At 58.9% G+C, this 20390-nt stretch carries 13 protein-coding genes and 1 other RNA gene; 8 read left to right on the forward strand and 6 right to left on the reverse strand.

Going from position 1 to position 20390, the window contains the following annotated elements:
* Positions 1-11: 11 nt before the first annotated feature.
* The 5 genes from DYE40_RS12700 to yhbY all read right to left on the reverse strand — a co-directional run bounded on the left by DYE40_RS12700 (position 12) and on the right by yhbY (position 4501).
* Entirely contained in the window at positions 12-149 is a 138-nt protein-coding gene (locus DYE40_RS12700; protein ID WP_172461269.1) for a hypothetical protein, read from the reverse strand.
* A gap of 162 nt (positions 150-311) precedes the next feature.
* Positions 312-2270, reverse strand: a complete 1959-nt coding sequence (gene rpoD / locus DYE40_RS11360) for an RNA polymerase sigma factor RpoD (RefSeq protein ID WP_115309200.1) — start codon at positions 2268-2270, stop codon at positions 312-314.
* 268 nt (positions 2271-2538) lie between these two features.
* A complete protein-coding gene (gene serB / locus DYE40_RS11365) occupies positions 2539-3375 on the reverse strand; it encodes a phosphoserine phosphatase SerB (protein ID WP_115309295.1) in 837 nt (278 codons plus the stop codon).
* A gap of 130 nt (positions 3376-3505) precedes the next feature.
* On the reverse strand, positions 3506-4156 hold the full coding sequence (locus tag DYE40_RS11370) for a DMP19 family protein (RefSeq protein WP_115309201.1): 651 nt from the start codon (positions 4154-4156) through the stop codon (positions 3506-3508).
* Positions 4157-4216: 60 nt separating this feature from the next.
* Positions 4217-4501, reverse strand: a complete 285-nt coding sequence (gene yhbY / locus DYE40_RS11375; RefSeq protein WP_115309296.1) for a ribosome assembly RNA-binding protein YhbY — start codon at positions 4499-4501, stop codon at positions 4217-4219.
* Positions 4502-4625: 124 nt separating this feature from the next.
* Here yhbY and DYE40_RS11380 point away from each other — a divergent pair, with 124 nt between their 5' ends.
* The 5 genes from DYE40_RS11380 to DYE40_RS11400 all read left to right on the forward strand — a co-directional run bounded on the left by DYE40_RS11380 (position 4626) and on the right by DYE40_RS11400 (position 13971).
* On the forward strand, positions 4626-5246 hold the full coding sequence (locus DYE40_RS11380; protein ID WP_115309202.1) for an RlmE family RNA methyltransferase: 621 nt from the start codon (positions 4626-4628) through the stop codon (positions 5244-5246).
* 77 nt (positions 5247-5323) lie between these two features.
* Entirely contained in the window at positions 5324-7366 is a 2043-nt protein-coding gene (ftsH, locus tag DYE40_RS11385; protein WP_115309203.1) for an ATP-dependent zinc metalloprotease FtsH, read from the forward strand.
* A gap of 235 nt (positions 7367-7601) precedes the next feature.
* Positions 7602-9431 (forward strand): heme anaerobic degradation radical SAM methyltransferase ChuW/HutW, encoded by a 1830-nt coding sequence (gene hutW, locus DYE40_RS11390; protein WP_115309204.1) that lies wholly within the window; start codon positions 7602-7604, stop codon positions 9429-9431.
* Position 9432: 1 nt separating this feature from the next.
* Positions 9433-10065 carry an NAD(P)-dependent oxidoreductase gene (locus DYE40_RS11395; protein ID WP_115309205.1) on the forward strand — a complete coding sequence of 211 codons (633 nt, stop codon included), beginning with the start codon at positions 9433-9435 and terminating at the stop codon, positions 10063-10065.
* A gap of 618 nt (positions 10066-10683) precedes the next feature.
* The gene (locus tag DYE40_RS11400; RefSeq protein ID WP_115309206.1) at positions 10684-13971 is read left to right on the forward strand and encodes a TonB-dependent receptor domain-containing protein; all 3288 of its coding nucleotides are present in this window, start codon (positions 10684-10686) and stop codon (positions 13969-13971) included.
* A gap of 495 nt (positions 13972-14466) precedes the next feature.
* Here the strand turns inward: DYE40_RS11400 and ffs are convergent.
* An RNA gene (ffs, locus tag DYE40_RS11405) (signal recognition particle sRNA small type) lies at positions 14467-14563 on the reverse strand.
* A gap of 220 nt (positions 14564-14783) precedes the next feature.
* Between ffs and DYE40_RS11410 the strand changes: the two genes are divergently transcribed.
* From DYE40_RS11410 to holA, 3 genes are all read left to right on the forward strand, one after another.
* Positions 14784-18620 (forward strand): DUF3683 domain-containing protein, encoded by a 3837-nt coding sequence (locus DYE40_RS11410; protein ID WP_115309207.1) that lies wholly within the window; start codon positions 14784-14786, stop codon positions 18618-18620.
* A 130-nt stretch (positions 18621-18750) separates the two neighbouring features.
* Positions 18751-19218: an LPS-assembly lipoprotein LptE gene (locus tag DYE40_RS11415; RefSeq protein WP_115309208.1), complete on the forward strand. Its 468-nt coding sequence runs from the start codon at positions 18751-18753 to the stop codon at positions 19216-19218.
* A gap of 79 nt (positions 19219-19297) precedes the next feature.
* Positions 19298-20299, forward strand: a complete 1002-nt coding sequence (holA, locus tag DYE40_RS11420) for a DNA polymerase III subunit delta (protein WP_115309209.1) — start codon at positions 19298-19300, stop codon at positions 20297-20299.
* The last annotated feature ends 91 nt before the right edge of the window (positions 20300-20390 follow it).

Consider the following 20390-nt stretch of genomic DNA (forward strand, 5'->3'; position numbering starts at 1 on the left):
TTCAGACGGCTTCAGCCGCCGCATACGCCGCAGCAGCCGCTTTCGGTGGTTTCGCCTTTGTCCCCGTCGGACGGAGGCTGCACGCTTTCTTCCTGCGGCTGCTTGCTGTCATCCGTATCCACTTTGATTTTGTTTTCCTGCTCGCTCATGGTCATACCTTTCTGCTGTCGGGTTAAAAACAGGCGCATTGTACGGAAAAACCGCGCAATACCCCACTATCGTCTGCGCCTTAACGATAAAAATCGGCAAAAGGCCGTCTGAAAACCATGCTTTCAGACGGCCTGTCGGATGCGGACGGCAATCCGCCCCGCCTATTTGCCCTCTTCGCTGTCGAGGAAACTTTTCAGGCGGTCGCTGCGGGTGGGATGGCGCAGCTTGCGCAGGGCTTTGGCTTCGATCTGGCGGATGCGCTCGCGCGTTACGTCAAACTGTTTGCCGACTTCTTCCAGGGTGTGGTCGGTGTTCATATCGATGCCGAAACGCATACGCAGCACTTTGGCTTCGCGCGGGGTAAGGCTTTCGAGTACGTCGGCGGTTACTTCGCGCAGGCTGGAATACATGGCGGCTTCGGCGGGGGCGACGTTGTTTACGTCTTCGATAAAGTCGCCCAAGTGCGAGTCGTCGTCGTCGCCGATGGGGGTTTCCATCGAAATCGGCTCTTTGGCGATTTTCATGATTTTGCGGATTTTGTCTTCCGGCATTTCCATCAGTTCGGCCAGTTTGGCGGAATCGGGATCTTCGCCGTGTTCTTGCAGATACTGGCGGGAGATGCGGTTCATCTTGTTGATGGTTTCAATCATGTGCACGGGGATGCGGATGGTGCGCGCCTGGTCGGCGATCGAGCGGGTGATGGCCTGGCGTATCCACCATGTGGCGTAGGTGGAGAATTTGTAGCCGCGCCGGTATTCGAATTTGTCCACCGCTTTCATCAGGCCGATATTTCCTTCCTGAATCAGGTCGAGAAACTGCAAGCCGCGGTTGGTATATTTTTTGGCGATGGAAATTACCAGACGCAGGTTGGCCTGAATCATTTCCTCTTTTGCCCGCGCGGTTTCGCGTTCGCTGCTTTGCATATTTTTGTTGATTTCCTTCAATTCTTCGATGGAAATCTGTACGCTTTTCTCCATTTCGGCCACTTCGGTCTGCTTTTCCAAAATGGCGTGGCGGAAACGTTCGAGCGCGTTGCTCCAAACACGGCGGCGGCCGATCTCGCCTTCCAGCCAGTCCAAATCGGTGATGTTGGGCAGAAATTGGGCGATGAAATAGTCTCTGTCCATCTGCACGCGGTCGAGACAGATGTCGCGGATTTCCCGTTCGAGCTTGCGGATGTTGTCTACTTTTTGGCGCAGGCTGCCGCTCAGGTTTTCAATCTGGCGGGTGGAAAAACGCACTTCCAGCAGCTTGTGGGCGATGGCCTCGCGGTATTTGAGGTAGTCCGGATGCTTGCTGCCGCCGGCCTGCAATGCTTCGACCATCAGGCCGTAGTTTTCGCTGATGCCGGCAAAATGTTCCAATACATCCTGTTTCAGTTCTTCGAGATTGATGCGGTCGAGTTCTTCGGCAGACGCGCTGTCTTCTTCGTCCGATTCTTCGCCGTCGCCCTCTTCTTCCGCCGCTGCCGAACGGTCGGAAGGTTTGCTGCCGGGCGGGATGATTTCGAGATCGCTTACGCCCAGCTCGTGCATCAGCACTTCGTTGGGATCGAGGATGGCTTCCACCACGTCGTCCACTTTGGTTTCGCCGTTGCGTATCTGTTCGATGAGTGCGAGGATTTCGGCAATCGAGCCCGGACACGCTGAAATGGCCTGCACCATGTTTTTCAGGGCGTTTTCGATTTTTTTGGCGATGATGATTTCGTCTTCGCGGGTAAGCAGGTCAACCTGCCCCATCTCGCGCATATACATACGCACGGGATCGGTGGTGCGTCCGAACTCGGAATCGGCGTTGGAAAGTGCGGCTTCGGCTTCTTCCACCGCATCGTCGTCGGTCATGCCCGTGCCGGTGTCGTTCATCAGCAGGGTGTCGGCATCGGGGGCTTCTTCGGTTACCTGTATGCCCAGCCCCTGGATCATATTGACGATGTTGTCGATTTGTTCGGCATCGGACATATCGTCGGGCAGTGCGTCGTTGATTTCGGCGTAAGTGATGTAGCCACGCTCTTTGCCCTGGATAATCAGCAGGCGCAGACGTTGGCGTTGTTCTTCGGGAGTGAGCGGGCGGTTGCCGTCTTCCTGTTCTTCGTAGTCTTGGGTATCGGATTGGTTGCTCATAGTGTCGTTCCGTGGTTTGGCGGCGGGCGGAGTGTGCGGGAATTCTGCCTGTTTTGTATGCAGCTTGTCGGTAAGGTCTGCCGCGCCGCAGGGCGTGCGGCCTGCGATAGCTCGTGGCTTTCAGGCCGGGAAATGGATGTTGCCGCCAAGTAGGGCCGCCTGCGCGGAAAAACAAGGGCATGGCGGCAAAAAAGCTGCGGATTATACTGAAAACCGAGGCCGTCCGAAATGCCGTAAGCGGCTTTTCAGACGGCCTCAATCCGCCTGCTTATAAAAACCAGCGGCGCAGGGCTTCGAGGCCGTTGTGGGAAATGCGCAGCCTTGCCGCCTGCCGCGTTTTCGGTTTGGCACGGTAGGCGGTGCCGAATCCTGCTTCGCGCAGCATGGGGATGTCGTTTGCGCCGTCGCCCACGGCGATAACCTGCTCCGCCGCCAGTCCGAGCCGGCTGCGGTATTCGCGCAGCAGCCGTGCTTTGGCTTGCGCGTCGATAAGCGTGCCGTTCAGGCGGCCTGTGAGTCTGCCGTTTTCGCTTGCCAAAACATTGGCAAAGGCGTAGTCGAGGACGAGGCGGGTTTGCAGGCGGTCGGTAAAAAAGGTAAAGCCGCCGGACACCAGCATGAATTTCACGCCGTGTTTTTTGCATTCGGACAGCAGGTATGGCACGCCGGGCGAGAGTTGCAGAACTTCGTCATACACTTTCTGCAAGGCGGCTTCGGGCAGGCCGGCAAGCAGGGCGACACGTTCGTACAAGGATTGCCGGAAGTCGGCTTCGCCGCGCATCGAGCGTTCCGTGATGGCGGCCACCTGATCTTTCAGTCCGGCCTGCGCGGCGATTTCGTCTATACATTCGATGGTAATCAGCGTGGAATCCATGTCGCTGACCACCAGTCCGAAAGCGGAAAACGGCAGCGCGGGCAGCACGGCGTAATCTATCTGCTGCGCATCGAGGACGGCGGCGGACTCGGGCGGCAGCGCGTAGCCCTCGTTTACGGCAAAACGGCGCACGCTGTCGGGAAACGGGTTTTCAGACGGCCTCAATGCGTGCAGGCAGGACAGGTCGCAGCGGGCAATGTCGGAATGCTGCAAAACCAAATGGTCGGACATGGGTTTTCTCTTTTTTGAAAATTGCGCTACGGACATAGCTCAGGCCGTCTGAAAAACAAAACACGGCTCCGTTAAAGCATGAAGCAGTGTTGGCGGCGTTTTCAGACGGCCTGCCGGATCGACGGGTGTTTCAGCCGGCAAATTCCGATGGGTGGGCGCGGACGAATGCGGTCAGCAGGCTGTCGAGCGGCATACGGTTTTCCAACAGGTAGAATTCGTCATCGAAGGCTTCCAGCGGGTTGTTTTCATAGGAAGCGCAGAAGGTTTCCAGCGTGCCGTCCTGCCGTTGCGCCAGTTTTTCCTGTTCGTAACAGGCATTGGCACGGCGGACGAGATCTGCATATTCGGGTGCGCCTATCAGCTCGCAGGCCTCGGGCAGATAGGCCGCCGCCTCGGCTTCGGTGTTGTAGTAATACTGGTTGAAACCGCCGTTGTCCACTTCTCCGGCAAGAATATAGAGTGCGTACACGGCGCGGCGGGCGGGACTCAGGGTTTGCAGATATTCCTCTTCCGACAGGCTTTCCGGAGCCTGCACGGCCAGCGTGTCGAATACGGTCAGCACCAAATCCTCGTCGCTTGTTTGCGCAAGGATGTCTTCGGTGAGTTTTTCGTGGATGGTGCGCTTGTCGAAAGCATCAAACATTTCGGCCACTTCGGCAAAAAGCTGGCGGGATTCGCGCCTGAACTCGGCGCGTTCTTCTTCGCTCATTCCCGAGAGCATCTTTTGGAAATCTTCGTCGTCGCAGCCGCCGCACAGAATGTCGAAATCGCTGTCTTTCATATTCTTCTCCTACAAAAGGCCGTCTGAAAAACGCATTGCCCGTTTTCAGACGGCCTCCGTTTATTCTTCGTCCTGCTTTTCGCGCCACAAAACCAAAAGTTTGCCGATGTGCTGCACCAGATGCGCATCTGTTGCCTGACACAGCGCGGCGGCCAGTTCCACGCGCTCGGCGCGGTCGTCTCCGGCCACGCGCACTTTGATAAGCTGGTGCGCCGCCAGCGCGGCAACGGTTTCTTTAATGACGGAATCGGTCAGCCCGTGCTGCCCGATCATCACCACCGGATTCAAATGGTGGGCACGGGCTCTCAGGGACAAAATCTGCTTGCTGTCGGGTGCGTTGCTCATCGTATCGTACTGCCTGTCGGAAAAAAGCGGCATTTTACGCGAAAGCACAAGACGCGTCATGCGGCGCAAGAGGCCGTCTGAAAATCGTGTAGAATGGCGGCCTTTTGTCTTTCGGATACCCAAAATGGCGGCACGCTCCAAATCGTCGAAAGCATGGCTGCACGAGCATGTGAACGACCACTACGTCCATCAGGCGCAAAAAGACGGCTACCGCGCCCGCGCCGCCTACAAACTTTTGGAAATCAACGAAAAAGACAAACTCATCAAGCCCGGAACCATATTGGCCGACTTGGGCAGCGCGCCGGGAAGCTGGTCGCAGGCGGCGGCAAAACTGGCAGGCACACAGGGCAAAGTGTTCGCGCTCGACATTCTGCCGATGGAGCCGGTCGCAGGCGTATCCTTCATTCAGGGCGATTTCCGCGAAGAGGAAGTGCTGGCGCGTTTTGAAAGCCTGCTCGGCGGCCGCGCCCTCGACCTTGTAATCTGCGATATGGCACCCAATATGAGCGGCCATTCGGTAACCGACCAGGCCAAAAGCCTCTATTTGTGCGAACTGGCTTTGGATTTTGCCCGCTGCCATCTCAAACCGGGCGGCAGTTTTTTGGTAAAAGCGTTTCAGGGCGCGGGTTATCCCGAATTCACGGCTCAAATGCGCGCAGACTTTGCCTCGGTGCAGACACGCAAACCCGATGCTTCGCGCGGCCGTTCCAGCGAGATTTACCTGCTGGGAAAAAATAAACGCTGACAAGGCAACAGGGGTCAATTACAATCGCGCCCCCTGTTTTTTCACTTCATTTTTCACTATTTTGGGAGCCCGTTTTTGTGAGGAGCATTGTAAAAAGCCTTTTGATTTGGTCTGCATTGATCATCGGCCTGCTGGCCGCCTTCAACGCCGTGAAAGAAAGGCGGGAAGAAGCCCGGCTGGTCGATTATTCGCAATTCGTACAGCAGGTCGACAAAGGCGAAATCGCCTCGGTAACCGTCGAAGGCTCGGCGTTGGCGGGCTACACGCTCAAAGGCGAGCGCACCGACAAAAGCAAATTCGTAACCAACGCGCCGATGGACTACAAGCTGTCCGAACGCCTGCTGGCGAAAAACGTCCGCGTACAGGTTACGCCCGAAGAACGCCAGAGTATGCTCGGCAGCCTCTTTTTCAGCCTGCTGCCTGTGCTGCTGCTGATCGGCGCATGGTTTTATTTCATGCGTATGCAGACCGGCGGCGGCGGCAAAGGCGGTGCATTCTCTTTCGGCAAAAGCCGCGCCCGCCTGCTCGACAGCGACAACAACAAAGTTACCTTTGCCGACGTGGCCGGCTGCGACGAAGCCAAAGAAGAAGTCAGCGAAATTGTCGACTACCTCAAAGCCCCCAACCGCTATCAGAGCCTCGGCGGCCGCATGCCGCGCGGCATCCTGCTGGCAGGCAGCCCGGGTACGGGCAAAACCCTGCTCGCCAAAGCGATTGCCGGCGAAGCAGGCGTGCCGTTTTTCAGCATTTCCGGCTCCGATTTCGTAGAAATGTTTGTCGGCGTGGGTGCAAGCCGCGTGCGCGATATGTTCGAGCAGGCGAAGAAAAACGCGCCCTGCATTATCTTTATCGACGAAATCGACGCAGTAGGCCGCCAGCGCGGCGCAGGCCTCGGCGGCGGCAACGACGAACGCGAGCAGACGCTCAACCAGCTTTTGGTGGAAATGGACGGCTTTGAAAGCAACCAGACCGTAATTGTGATTGCCGCCACCAACCGCCCCGACGTACTCGACCCCGCGCTGCAACGCCCCGGCCGTTTCGACCGCCAGGTTGTCGTTCCCCTGCCCGACATTCGCGGCCGCGAACAGATTCTCAACGTACACGCCAAAAAAGTGCCGCTGGACGAATCTGTTGATTTGGTGTCGCTGGCACGCGGCACGCCCGGCTTCTCCGGCGCGGATTTGGCCAATCTGGTCAATGAAGCCGCCCTTTTTGCCGGCCGCCGCAACAAGGTCAAAGTCGACCAAAGCGATTTTGAAGATGCGAAAGACAAAATCTACATGGGTCCCGAACGCCGCAGCATGGTGATGCACGAAGACGAAAAACGCGCCACCGCCTACCACGAATCCGGCCACGCCATCGTTGCCGAAAGTTTGGAAGGCACCGACCCCGTGCATAAAGTTACCATCATGCCGCGCGGCCGCGCCCTCGGCCTGACCTGGCAGCTTCCCGAACGCGACCGCATCAGCATGTACAAAGACCAAATGCTGAACCAAATCTCCATTTTGTTTGGCGGACGTATTGCCGAAGATTTGTTTGTCGGCCGCATTTCCACCGGCGCATCCAACGACTTCGAACGCGCCACCCAAATCGCCCGCGAAATGGTTACGCGCTACGGCATGAGCGACAAAATGGGTGTGATGGTGTATGCCGAAAACGAAGGGGAAGTCTTCCTCGGCCGCAGCGTAACCCGTTCGCAACATATTTCCGAGAAAACCCAGCAGGAAGTGGATGCCGAAATCCGCCGCATTTTGGACGAGCAATACGCCGTCGCCTACAAAATCCTCGATGAAAACCGCGCCAAAATGGAAACCATGACCCGCGCCCTTATCGAATGGGAAACCATAGACCGCGACCAAGTGCTGGAAATCATGGCAGGCAAACAACCCAGCCCGCCGAAAGATTACAGCCACAACGTGCGCCAAAACGGAGAATCCGAAAACGGAGAATCCGGAGGCAGCCAATCCGATGCACAGCAGGAAGCGGCGGCAGATGCCCGTGAAAACGGTGCAGATGCAGACACCCGCCGGCTTTCAGACGGCCAATCCGCAACACCGCCCGCAGAAGACACGGCCGGCAGCCGTCCCGACGGCAGCGGAGACAAACCGCCCCAAGCATAAGCCCGTACGGAAAACGCAACACAACAGCCCGCATATGCGGGCTGTTTTTCTATCTGCCGATTATCTTTCCCCCAAACCGATACACCGCCGCGCCCCATCTCCCGCCCTGCCCCGCCATACCGCATTTTCAGACGGCCTTTTCCCACCCTGACAAGGTTTGATTTGAATCAAAAACGCTTTCGGCGTTATGATTAAATAATAGCAACCATTCCTATTTATTTCACAAAAACATGAAATGAACCAAACCATTACCATCCGTCCCGACCAAGCCCTACCCGATGCCTTTCCCGAACGGCAGGCTCTGATGCCCATTTGGGGCGGGATACCCGTACCAAACAGCCAATGGCAGCGGCTTTGGCGGCAGCAGGCCGAAACCGTGTTGCAGGAAGACGCGCTGGCCTATCTGCACATCCCTTTCTGCGCCAACCACTGCGTCTTCTGCGGCTTCTACCGCAACGCTTGGAAAGACAGCCACAGCAAACAATACACCGACAAAGTTATCGAAGAGCTTGCCCGGGAAGCCGAAATCCGCAAAGGCAGCGGCAAAATCCGCGCCGTTTATTTCGGCGGCGGCACGCCCACCGCCCTGCTTACCGACGATTTGGTACGCCTCATCCGCGCCTGCTACCAATATCTTCCGCTCGCGGACGGCTGCGAATTTACCCTCGAAGGCCGCATGAGCCATTTCCCTGCCGACAAAGCCCGTGCCGCCGTCGATGCGGGTGTCAACCGCATCTCCATCGGCATACAAACCTTCGACACCGCCATCCGCCGCCGCCTCGGCCGCAGACACAGCGGCGCGGAAGCCGCAGCCTATCTCGAACAATTAGGCCGTCTGAACGCCGTCCTCGTTGCCGACCTCATCTTCGGCCTGCCCGGCCAAAGCGACGAAATCTGGCACAACGACCTGCGCACCGCCGCCGCCCTGCCCCTTGCAGGGCTCGACACCTACGCCTTCAACTGCTACCCCTTCCTCCCCATCAACCGCATGATCGAAAAAGGCGCGTTTCCCCCGCCGCCGGGCTTTGACACCCAGTCGCTGCAATACGCCTATGCGGCAGACTATCTCGCACGACAAAGCTGGGAACAAATCAGCAACAACCACTTCGCCTACCCCGGGCGCGGCGAGCGCAACCTGTACAACCGTTTGGTCAAATCCAACATCCCCTGCCTCGCCTTCGGTTCCGGCGCGGGCGGCAACGGCGGCGGCTACAGCTACCAGGTGCAAAGCGATCTCGACAACTACCTCGCCACACCCGAAGGCGAAAAAAACATCGCCTACATGAGCCGCCACAGCGAAAACAAATACCTCCTCGGCCGCCTGCAACACGACATCGAACTGGGCTTTATCGACAGCCGCCTGTTCGCCCCCCACCCCCGCGCCGCCGCCCTCCTGACACAATGGGCGGAACTCGGCCTTACCGCCCCGCCCGATTCAGACGGCCTCATCCGTCTCCACACCAGCGGCCGCTACTGGTCGCCCACCCTCATCCGCAAGCTCATGCTTGCGCTGCCCGCAAACGAAGACAAGGAGCAACTCATGGCAACACCCCTATCCGAAGAGCAAAAAACCGTCCTGCGCAACACCCTGGCCGAAAACCCCGGCCAAATACTCGAAATGCTTGCCGGCCGGCACCAATGCAGCTTTGAAGAAATCATCAACTGCCTGCCCGCAGGCTGCGTACACAAAACCGACGGCAGCCGCTTCGTCGAAATCATGCAGGCCGTTGCCGCATGGGACGAAGCCGTAACCTTCATCGCCCACACCCCCGACGTAATCGCCGAAGTAACCGGCAAACTGCCCGGCGGCAGCATCGGACGCGGCTTCTACAACTTCAAAGAAAGCGAACCCGGCGGCATCCACGGCCACATCTATTATGAAAACTGCGCCGCTATCTACCTCATCGAACGCCCCTTTATGGGCAAACGCACCGTCTCCCTCAACTTCATCAACCGCGCAGGCGGCGCCATGTTCAAAATCTACGTCGGACGCGACAAAGAAGGCGAACTCATCGAACGCCAAATCCACGCCATGCGCGCCCTCTTCGGCATCGGGGAGGCCTGATATGCTCATGATATTCGGCGCAAACGGCAAAAGCGGCCGCGCCCTCATCGCCCGTCTGCGCCAAAACGGCTTTTCAGACGGCCTCACCGCCGTCCTGCGCCGCCCTGCACAGGCAGACGACCCGTTCTACCCGCAGCACCAAACCCAAACCGTCATCGCCGACGCACTCGACCCCGCCGCCGTCCTTGCCGCCGTTTCCCAAACGCAGCCCGACACCGTCGTCAGCTTCGTCGGCGGCAAAAACGAAGCCGGAGAACGCAGCGACGCGGCAGGCAATGCCAACATTATCGAAGCCGTCCGCCAAAAAGCCCCAAATGCCCGCTTCCTGCTCGTAACCAGCATGGGCTGCGGCGAACAATACGAAAACACCGGCGCAATGTTCAAGCAGGCCCTCGGCGAAGCCGTCCTTGCCAAAACCGAAGCCGAAAACCGCCTGCGCCAAAGCGGTTTGGACTGGGTCATCCTCCGCCCCTGCGGCCTCGGACAAGACGCGGGCGGCAGCTTCACCCTCCACCGCGAAATCGACGAAATCCCCCGCAGCTACATGGACAGAAACGGCCTCGCCGCCGCCGTCTGCTCCCTGCTTGCGGCAGAGCAATGGCCGTCTGAAACCGTCTTTTCCGTCAGCGCGTAATCCGCCCGCCGCACAAGCATCAGGCCGTCTGAAAACGTTTTTCAGACGGCCTGATGCCGTGTCAAATCCACGCGGATACACAGCCAAGCTGCAAAACCAAGCGGCGCAAACGGCATTTTCAGACGGCCTCCCCCTACCCCGCACCCATCATCCGACGGACTAATCCCATCAGCCGATGGCAGCGGCAGAAACCCATTGCTACATTATCAAAATCCTAACCAAACCTTACGAACTGCCATGGAATTCCGTCCCAATGCCATCCTGCTCGGCTTCCTCGCCTCTGTCGGCAGCCGTCGTTTTCCATTTTCCACAAGACAAAAAGTGTAAATTTTATACATTAGAAAATAATACTAAAATTACGAAAATAATTTATTTTATATATGCTTTATATTTCACAACCTCCTGCTTACGACAACAGCGGTACTATTTCATCCGCCTCGAAATGTAAAGAAAGCTGCCGCAGTCTTATTAAAAATTTGCAAATACCGTACAATCCGCCGCAGCCGTCGCAGAACGGTCTTCCTGACATCTACAAATCCAAAAAACACAAGCCGCTTCCTATCCGCCGCCGAGGCAGCCTCCCTGCCGAAGCACCCGCCGACAAACAAGGAGCGAACCATGAACCATACCAAGCTGAACACTCTGGCCGCCTGCCTCGGCCTGCTTTTCTGCACGCCGGAAATTTGGGCGGAAGATGCCGCGCCCGCGCAAAACGCCGCCGAAAGCAACGCCCTCGATGCCGTAACCGTACACGGCAAACGCATGAAGGCCGACGAAAAAGGCGAAGCGCAGCAATACAGCAAAAACGTATCCAACGCCTATCTGGGCAAAGAATATCTCGAACGCTACCAAACCGACGCGGCGGGCGACATTCTGAAAGGCCTGAACGGCGTATACAATATGAACACCCGCAATGCCGGCAGCGCGATCACCCCCAGCATACGCGGCATTTCCGGCAAAGGCCGCATCCCCGTTACCATCGACGGCACGGAGCAGACCGTGGACGTGTGGATGAACAACTACGGTACGGCCGACCGGAACTATGTCGATCCCGCCCTGTTCCGCAGCATTGCCGTAGAAAAAAGCCCCGCCATGACGCGGGGCATAAAATCGGGCGTGGGCGGCGCGGTGGCCATCAGCACCATCGAAGCCGACGATATAGTGCCGGAGGGCGACAAATGGGGCATCCAAATCAAGGGCAGCCTGTCCGACAACACCGCCAAGCCGCGTGTGGACAATCTGCAATATCTGGGCTGGGAAGACTACCGCACCATTCCCGGCCATCCGATAGCCGACGGGCCGGCCGGCGGCGTGGAAAGCACGGGCGAACGCTATCGGGCATTGACTTTTACCAATTATGTAACTCCCGACAGCCGCAGCCACAAATTGTCGAATTTCAAAGGCGACCGCTCCGGCATGATCGCGGCCGCTTTCAAAACAAATATTGCCGACGGCCTGATTGCATACAGCGATCGCAAAAAAGGCAATTATTTCTCCGGCAAGCGCGGCGCGGGCGGCTATCTCTACAATCCCGTTTACGATTCCGACTATGCCGATTTCGGCAACACTTCCGCCACCATGATTCCCAATATGGCCAAGCTCTACCGCCCGGGCGAAGAAGTGTTCAACAGCAATGTCGAAAGCAAAAGCCTGCTGCTGAAAAACAACTGGCATCTGCCGCACAATCAGACCATCAGCCTCAGCCATCTGCGCACCCGCGTGCGCTTCGGCGAAAACAATCCCTTTTACAATGCATTGGTATTGGGCTTCAGCAACGCATACAATTTTGTCGGCCAGCAGCCGAGCTATTATCCGATTCAGGGGCTGGATTCCCGCCTCCAAACCAAAAGCTACAAGCTCGGCTATTCGTGGCAGCCGGAAAACAGCCGCTGGATAGATTTGCAGGCCAATATCTGGCGCACCCGCACCGACAGCAGCCGCCACCAGAGCGGCGGCCCCGAATTGAATGTCATCCTTGCCGACAACAATTACGACAACTGGGTGGCCTGCCATATCCGCCATGAAGTGCCGGAAGATCTGCGCCGGTTCGGCATGAGCTGCGCCGACGTGCCCAGAGAAGAGCCTGCAAAGGAAGAGCCGCCGATACCCGGCGCATACCGTGTCCGATCGGGTTCGGAGCAAAACACCCGCGCCACCCGCCTCGGCGCGGACATCAGCAACCGCTTCCGCCTCACCGACAATCTGAGCATGACCCTGTCGGCCAACATCCAACACGAAAAGCTGGACGAGACCACAAAAGTATCCAACAACGACAACGATTTTTACAACATCATCGGCGCAGTCAGCACCGCCACCGCCATTGCCGGCCCGCGCGCCGGCCGCCGCCACGAATGGGGCGGCGGCTTGGTGTTTGACTGGCAGCCGACAGCCCGCCTGAATATCCAGGCGGGCGTGCGCTATGACAAATTCTGGGCATATGATGACGCGCTGGCCAAAGAGCGGAAGGCAAAGCGCGATCCGTTTTATTCTTCCAATATGAGCGGGGTAATAGACGGCAGCGGCTACATCATCGGTGTGGATGTGCCTTACTACGAGATTATCGGCAACAAAGAGGAAGCCGACGATATACGGAGGATTGAAAATGCCTATGACGGCACCAACATCGATGAAGTGAACAGGCTGATTGATCGGTTTAGGAGCAGATACGGCTACGATTACGATTATGTCGAACGAAGAACCCATACTATCCAAGACCGTATCCAAATTACCGACCGCAACGGGGAAATCCAGCCCGACAGCGACGCGGTGTACCGCCTGAAATACGCCTACGCGCCCTATACCAACGGCCAATTTCAGGGGCCGCTGTTCCGCAAAGGCCAGTTTGACGAGCGGGTGGACAATCCGCAGGGATTGCGGGGCAGCTATTTGAAATACCTGAACGGTATGGCGATGAATGGCTGGGGGGGCGGAGGGCCAAACGAAAATTATCTGGAAAGACAAAATGCGGCCAATCAGGCAAGAAATGCGGCTCATGTTCACAAAATGCCGACTACCGAAGAAGAGCTTTGGCCGACTCCGAAACACCTCAAAGCCCGCGCCTGGTCGCCGCTGCTGGCCGTCAGCTACGATCTTACCGACAAAAGCCGCCTGTTTTTCCGCTTCGCCCAAGCCACCCGCTTCCCCAGCATCTACGAAGCCACCACCACCAATGTCAATCTGCTTTATCCGCACAATCTCGAATTCGACCTCAAGCCAGAGCGCAGCACCAACTGGGAAATCGGCTACGCCTTCAATTTCGCCCCCTACTCCAAGCGGCTCAAGGCGGGCGACATCCGCATCACCTACTACGACAACACCATCCGCAACGCCATCGACATCAGCGAAAACAAAAACATCGTCCAATACGAGAAAAAACAGACTTCGGGCATCGAGCTGCAAAGCCGCATCGACAGCGGCAAATGGTTTGCCACCTTCGGCGCGAACTACCGCCTCAAACAGCGCGTGTGCGACAAAACCACCGCCTGGAACTACGACATCTACAACAACCGCATCCCCGAATGCATCGACGGCGGCTTCGGCGCGACCCGCTTCTACCAGACCATGCAGCCCAAATACTCGCTCAACCTCGATGCCGGCACGCGCCGCCTGAACAACCGCCTCGAGCTCGGAATGCGCGGCACCTACCACAGCACCGTCAGCACCAAACAGCAGGACGAACTGGCTGCGCAAGGCCTGGCGCGCATCCTCGAAGCCACCGGCCGCCCCTACCACTGGCGCGCCTCGCTGGTGTTCGATATGTACGCCAAATACCGGATAGGCAAAAACTTCGGCCTGAACCTGGGCATCACCAACCTCACCAACCGCTACTACCTCGACCCCATGTCCAACGTACCCGTACCCGCCCCGGGCAGGGCGGTAACGTTCGGATTTACAGGGAAATTCTAAGCGGAACGGCAGAGTTTGCAACAGCACGGGAGCCTGTGCAGGGTGTGTCGCCTAAGCGGCGCACGCGTTCCCGACTCTCGGCAAGATGCCGACGCGGCTTTCGAACGCCAATCCCCCACTAAGCAAACTCCCTCCCCTGCGCCCGCGCGGGGGAGGGAATAGAGGCCGTCTGAAAAGCGCGGCTGCGCCACATACCCTGCACAAATCCCAAGTAGGGTGTGTCGCCTAAGCGACGCACGCGTTCCTTGCCATTTGGAAAATAAGGCCGTCTGAAAACATAAGCCGCGTGCGTGGCAAGCCACACACCCTACAACCATCCCGTAGGGTGTGTGGCGCAGCCGCGCACACGCTTGCAGACAGTTGCAGATATTTGGTGCGGGGTTCATAAAGCAGAACAGAGGCCGTCTGAAAATACTGTTTTCAGACGGCCTCTATCTGTACGTGGCGCACAACAAAACAGCCGCAGACCAAATCTGCGGCTGTTTCTTAAAAGCGGGCGGCGAGCCCGACCCCCGGCACTGGCTCGTCGGAGTGGGCTGCTGGCTTCCGCCCCTGACCCGTTGTTCCAATCCGCCATGCGGGGAGACCCGCCAAAGAAGCGGCGCATTATAGGGGTTTTGCCGCAAAACACCAAGCGGATTTTTCCCTGCCCGCCGCCCGCTGCGGGAATTGTCTACATTCCAACTTGAAACGGTGTCAAATTTACATTACATTGCAACAAAACCGACAGGCCGTCTGAAAAACGGGCTTCCCTGCTTTTCAGACGGCCTGACAATAAAAACACCAAAAATACCAAAACACGGAACACAGCCATGACCACACCCGCCGCCGCGCACGAACGCCTGCGCGAAATCCCCTACAACTACACATCCTACACCGACCGCGAAATCGTCATCCGCCTGCTGGGCGAAGAAGCGTGGCAGATTTTGGAAGACTTGCGCACCCAGCGCAAAACCGGCCGCTCGGCGCGGATGCTGTTTGAAGTGTTGGGCGACATCTGGGTGGTGGAGCGCAATCCGTATCTGGCGGACGATTTGCTCGCGCACCCCAAACGCCGCGCGGCTTTGGTGGGCGAGATGCGCCACCGTTTGGGCGAAATCCGCAGGCGGCGCGACGACAATCCGCAGGTTGCCCTGCTGGTTTCGGCGGCGGAAGCGGCGGTAAGGCGTTTTGACGAGGGTTTCGACATCATCCGCGCCAGGCGCGAAAAGGTATGGCAGCGGCTGTCGAAAATCACCAAGCCGCACAATATTATGTTTGACGCGCTGGCGCGGGTTACGCACGTTACCGACGCAACCGACTGGCGCGTGGAATATCCGTTTGTGGTGGTCAATCCCGATTCCGAAGCCGAAGTTGCGCCGCTGGTGCGCGCACTCATCGAGCTGGATTTGGTGATTATTCCGCGCGGCGGCGGCACGGGTTATACCGGCGGCGCGGTGCCGCTGGATGCGGACAGCGCGGTCATTAACACCGAAAAACTCGATTTGCACGGCGGCGTGCAGTATGTGCCGCTGGCGGGTTTGGACGGCAGACATCCCATTATCCGTTGCGGCGCGGGCGTGGTAACGCGGCGGGTGGAAGAGGCCGCGCATCAGGCCGGGCTGGTGTTTGCCGTTGACCCCACTTCGGCCGACGCTTCCTGCGTGGGCGGTAATGTGGCGATGAACGCCGGCGGCAAAAAGGCCGTGTTGTGGGGCACTGCGCTGGACAATCTGGCCTACTGGCAGATGGTCAACCCGCAGGGCGAATGGCTGCGCATCGAGCGCGTGCGCCACAATTTCGGCAAAATCCACGACGAAGAAACCGCCGTGTTCGACATCCACACCCTCGATTCAGACGGCCTCAACACCGTAAAAACCGAGCGGCTGGAAATACCGGGGCACAAATTCCGCAAAACCGGCCTGGGCAAAGACGTTACCGACAAATTCCTCAGCGGCCTGCCGGGCGTGCAGAAAGAAGGCACCGACGGCATCATCACCAGCGTGGCCTTTGTCTTGCACACCATGCCCAAACACACGCGCACGGTGTGCATGGAGTTTTTCGGCACGGTGGCCAAGGCCACGCCGTCTATCGTGGAAATCCGCGACTACCTGCTGGGACACGAAAGCGTGCGGCTGGCCGGTTTGGAGCATCTCGACTGGCGTTATGTGCGCGCCGTGGGCTACGCCACCAAAGCCGCCGGACGCGGACGGCCGAAAATGGTGTTGCTGGCCGACATCGTGTCCGACGACGAAGCAGCCGTATCTGCCGCCGCCGAACGCATTTGCGAACTGGCACGCGGGCGCGAAGGCGAAGGCTTTATCGCCGTCAGCCCCGAAGCGCGCAAAACCTTCTGGCTCGACCGCAGCCGTACCGCCGCCATCGCCAAACACACCAACGCCTTTAAAATCAACGAAGACGTAGTTATCCCGCTCGAGCGGCTGGGCGAGTATTCAGACGGCATCGAGCGCATCAACATCGAATTGTCGGTTCAAAACAAGCTCAAACTCTGCGACGCGCTGATCCAATATCTTTCCGGCAGCCTGCCGGTGGACAAAATGGACACCGACCTGCCCAAGGCCGAATTGCTGGGCGGCCGCGCCCGCCACGCCCTCGAACACGTCGAAGCCGTGCGCAGCCGCTGGCAGTGGCTGCTGGACAATCTCGACGCGCCGCTGGCCGACTATAAAAACCGCTTCGGCGATGCCGTTCGGGCTGCCGCCGAAGCCCGCGACGACGAAAGCTGCTTTACCGCCTTCCGCGATTTCAGGCTGCGCGTGTCGGTAAAAACCGATGTAATGAAGCCGCTGGCCGATATTTTCAGCGGCAAAGCCGATACCAAAATCAACGCCGCGCTGGGCAGAATCCACAGCAAAACCGTGCGCGGCCGCGTGTTTGTCGCCCTGCACATGCACGCGGGCGACGGCAACGTCCATACCAACATCCCCGTCAATTCCGACGACCACGAAATGCTGCAAACCGCCCACCGCGCGGTTGGGCGCATCATGCGCATCGCACGCCGTCTGAACGGCGTGATTTCCGGCGAACACGGCATCGGCATCACCAAACTCGAATTTCTCACCGACGAAGAAATGCAGCCCTTTTGGGACTACAAAGCACGCATCGACCCCGAAGGCCGCTTCAACCGCCACAAGCTGATGAAAGGCTCCGACCTGCGCCGCGCCTACACCCCCTCGTTCGAGCTTTTGGGGGCGGAATCGCTGATTATGGAAAAATCCGAACTCGGCACCATCGCCGAATCGGTCAAAGACTGCCTGCGCTGCGGCAAATGCAAACCCGTCTGCTCCACCCACGTTCCCCGCGCCAACCTGCTGTACAGCCCGCGCAACAAAATCCTCGGCGTTGGCCTGCTCACCGAAGCCTTCTTATACGAAGAACAAACGCGGCGCGGCATTTCGGTGAAACACTTTGAAGAACTCGGCGGCATCGCCGACCACTGCACCGTCTGCCACCGCTGCGTCAAACCCTGCCCCGTCAACATCGACTTCGGCGACGTAACCGTGGCCGTGCGCAACTACCTCTCCGAATCCGGCCGCAAACGCACCACGCCCGTGGCCGCCCTCGGCCAGGCACTGCTCAACACCACCAGCCCCCGCACCGTCAAAGCCCTGCGCGCCGCCATGGTGCGCACCGGCTTCCCCGCCCAGCACTTCGCCTACAAAGTCGGCAAAATGCTGCCCATCGGCGCGGAAAAGCAGAAAGCCGCGCCCAAAGCCACCGTTGCCAAAGCCCCGCTGAAAGAGCAGATTGTCCACTTTATCAACCGCCCGCTGCCCAAAAACGTGCCCGCCAAAACCCCGCGCTCCATGCTCGGCATCGAAGACGGCAAAAGCATTCCCATCATCCGCAACCCGCACACGCCCGAAGATGCCGAAGCCGTGTTCTACTTCCCCGGCTGCGGCTCCGAGCGGCTGTTCAGCCAAATCGGACTGGCCGTACAGGCCATGCTCTGGCACGTCGGCGTGCAAACCGTCCTGCCGCCGGGCTACATGTGCTGCGGCTACCCGCAGGAAGCCGGCGGCGACCGCACCCGCGCCGAAAAAATGAGCACCGACAACCGCGTCGCCTTCCACCGCATGGCCAACACGCTCAACTACCTCGACATCAAAACCGTCGTCGTCAGTTGCGGCACCTGCTACGACCAGCTCGAAAAATACCGCTTCGAAGACATCTTCCCCGGCTGCCGCATCATCGACATCCACGAATACCTGTTGGAAAAAGGCGTAAAACTCAACGGCGTAAAAGGGCAGCAGTATCTCTACCACGACCCCTGCCACACTCCGGTAAAAACCATGAACGCCACTCAAATGGCCGGCGAGCTTCTCGGCCAAAAGGTCGTATTGAGCGACCGCTGCTGCGGCGAAAGCGGCATGTTCGCCGTCAAACGCCCCGACATCGCCACCCAGGTCAAATTCCGCAAACAGGAAGAAATCGAAAAAAACCTGAAAGAGCTGCCGCAGGGCGAGCCGGTCAAAATGCTCACCACCTGCCCCGCCTGCCTGCAAGGCCTCAGCCGCTACGCCGACGACAACAACATGCCCGCCGACTACATCGTCATCGAAATGGCGCGCCACATCCTCGGCGAAAACTGGCTGGACGAGTTTGTGAAAAAAGCCAACGGCGGCGGCGTGGAGAAGATACGGCTGTAAATGCCCCCTTGCGCTGCCGCCTGCGGAAAGCTGCGGCAAACTGCGGTAGAATGCCGGCTTTCACGCTTGCGGCCGTCTGAAAACGCCATCCCGCCCCGCATTTTTCAGACGGCCAGATTCAGGACGACACATGAACAAAATCCCCGCCGCCGCCGCGCTGCTGCTGGCCGCCTGCGGCTTCCACCCGAAAGGTATGCAGCCTTACGACCGGCTTCCCTACCAACAATGGCACATTCAGGGCGCACAATTGCAACGCCCGCTGGAAAACGCGCTGCGCAGCGCGGGCGGCACGCCCGTTCCCGCCGCCCAGGCACAGGCCGTCTTAAAAGTGGAAGAAGCAGAAACGCAGAAAGACGTACTCACCATCACCCGAGCCGCGCTGGTGGCCGACTACCTCCTCGTCCTGAAAGTGCGGGCGCAGGCCTACCGCAACGGCGAGCCGCTGGGCAAACCGATGGAAGCGGAAGTGCGCCGCCAGCTCGAATATGCCGACAGCGAAGTGTTGGGCAAACAGGAAGAAGAAGAAACCGTCCGCCGCGAAATGCAGCGCGATGCCGCCGAACAGCTCGTCCGCCGCCTGTCTTTCCTGCCGCACTGACTTCCCCATCCGTTTTCAGACGGCCTCTGTGGCCTGCCGGAACAAAAGGCCGTCTGAAAAAACGTTCCGCCTCCCGCCTATGCCCGCCCTGCCCATCGAATCCCTCACCCCTGACACACCGCTGCACGCCCTCTACGTCATCCACGGCGAAGAAGACCTGCTGCGCATCGAAGCCCTCGACACCCTCCGCGCCGCCGCCAAAAAACAAGGCTATCTCAACCGCGAAGTCCACACTCCCGAAACCGCCGCCGACTGGGACGGCCTGCTTGCCTCGGCCGGCAGCGCGGGCCTGTTTGCCGATTTGAAACTGCTGGAAATCCACATCCCCAACGGCAAACCCGGCAAATCCGGCGGCGACGCGCTGCAAACGCTGGCCGAAAACCTGCCCGCAGACACCGTTACCATTGTCGCCCTGCCCAAGCTGGAAAAAGCGCAGACACAGGCCAAATGGTTTGCCGCACTCTCGAAGCACGGCACCGTACTGGAAGCGAAAGCCGTATCCGCCAACGCCCTGCCCGTATGGATAAAAGGCCGTCTGAAAGCCGAACAGCTCGACATCGGAGCCGACGCACTCGCCCTGTTTGCCGAACGCGTCGAAGGCAACCTGCTCGCGGCCAAACAGGAAATCGGCAAACTCGCCCTGCTCTACCCGCCCGGACACACCATCGGCATGGCCGAAGCGGAACAGGCCGTGGCCGACGTGGCGCGTTTCGACGTATTCAGCCTGTCCGCCGCATGGATGGGCGGCGACACCGCACGCACGGCAAGGCTTTTGGAAGGCCTCGAAGCCGAAGGCGCGGAACCCGTCCTGCTGCTGTGGACGCTGGCCGAAGACATCCGCACCCTCATCCGCCTCACCGCCGCGCTCAAACAAGGCCAAAGCGTGCAGTCCGTACGCAACAGCCTGCGCCTGTGGGGCGAAAAACAAACCCTCGCGCCGCAGGCCGCACGCCGCATCGGCATCATCCGCCTCATCGCCGCCTTGCAGCAATGCGCCCGCATCGACCGCCTCATCAAAGGCGCGGAAGCAGGCGACGTATGGGCCGCCTTCCGCCAAACAGTTGCCTCGCTCGCCGCATAAAACAGGGCGGACAATGCCCGCCGCGTGCGCGGCTGCGCCACACGCCCCGCAAGCATCCGCGTAGGGTGTGCCGCCTAAGCGGCGCAAGCAT

Origin of the sequence: Kingella potus (assembly GCF_900451175.1) — a bacterium.
GTDB lineage: Bacteria > Pseudomonadota > Gammaproteobacteria > Burkholderiales > Neisseriaceae > Neisseria > Neisseria potus.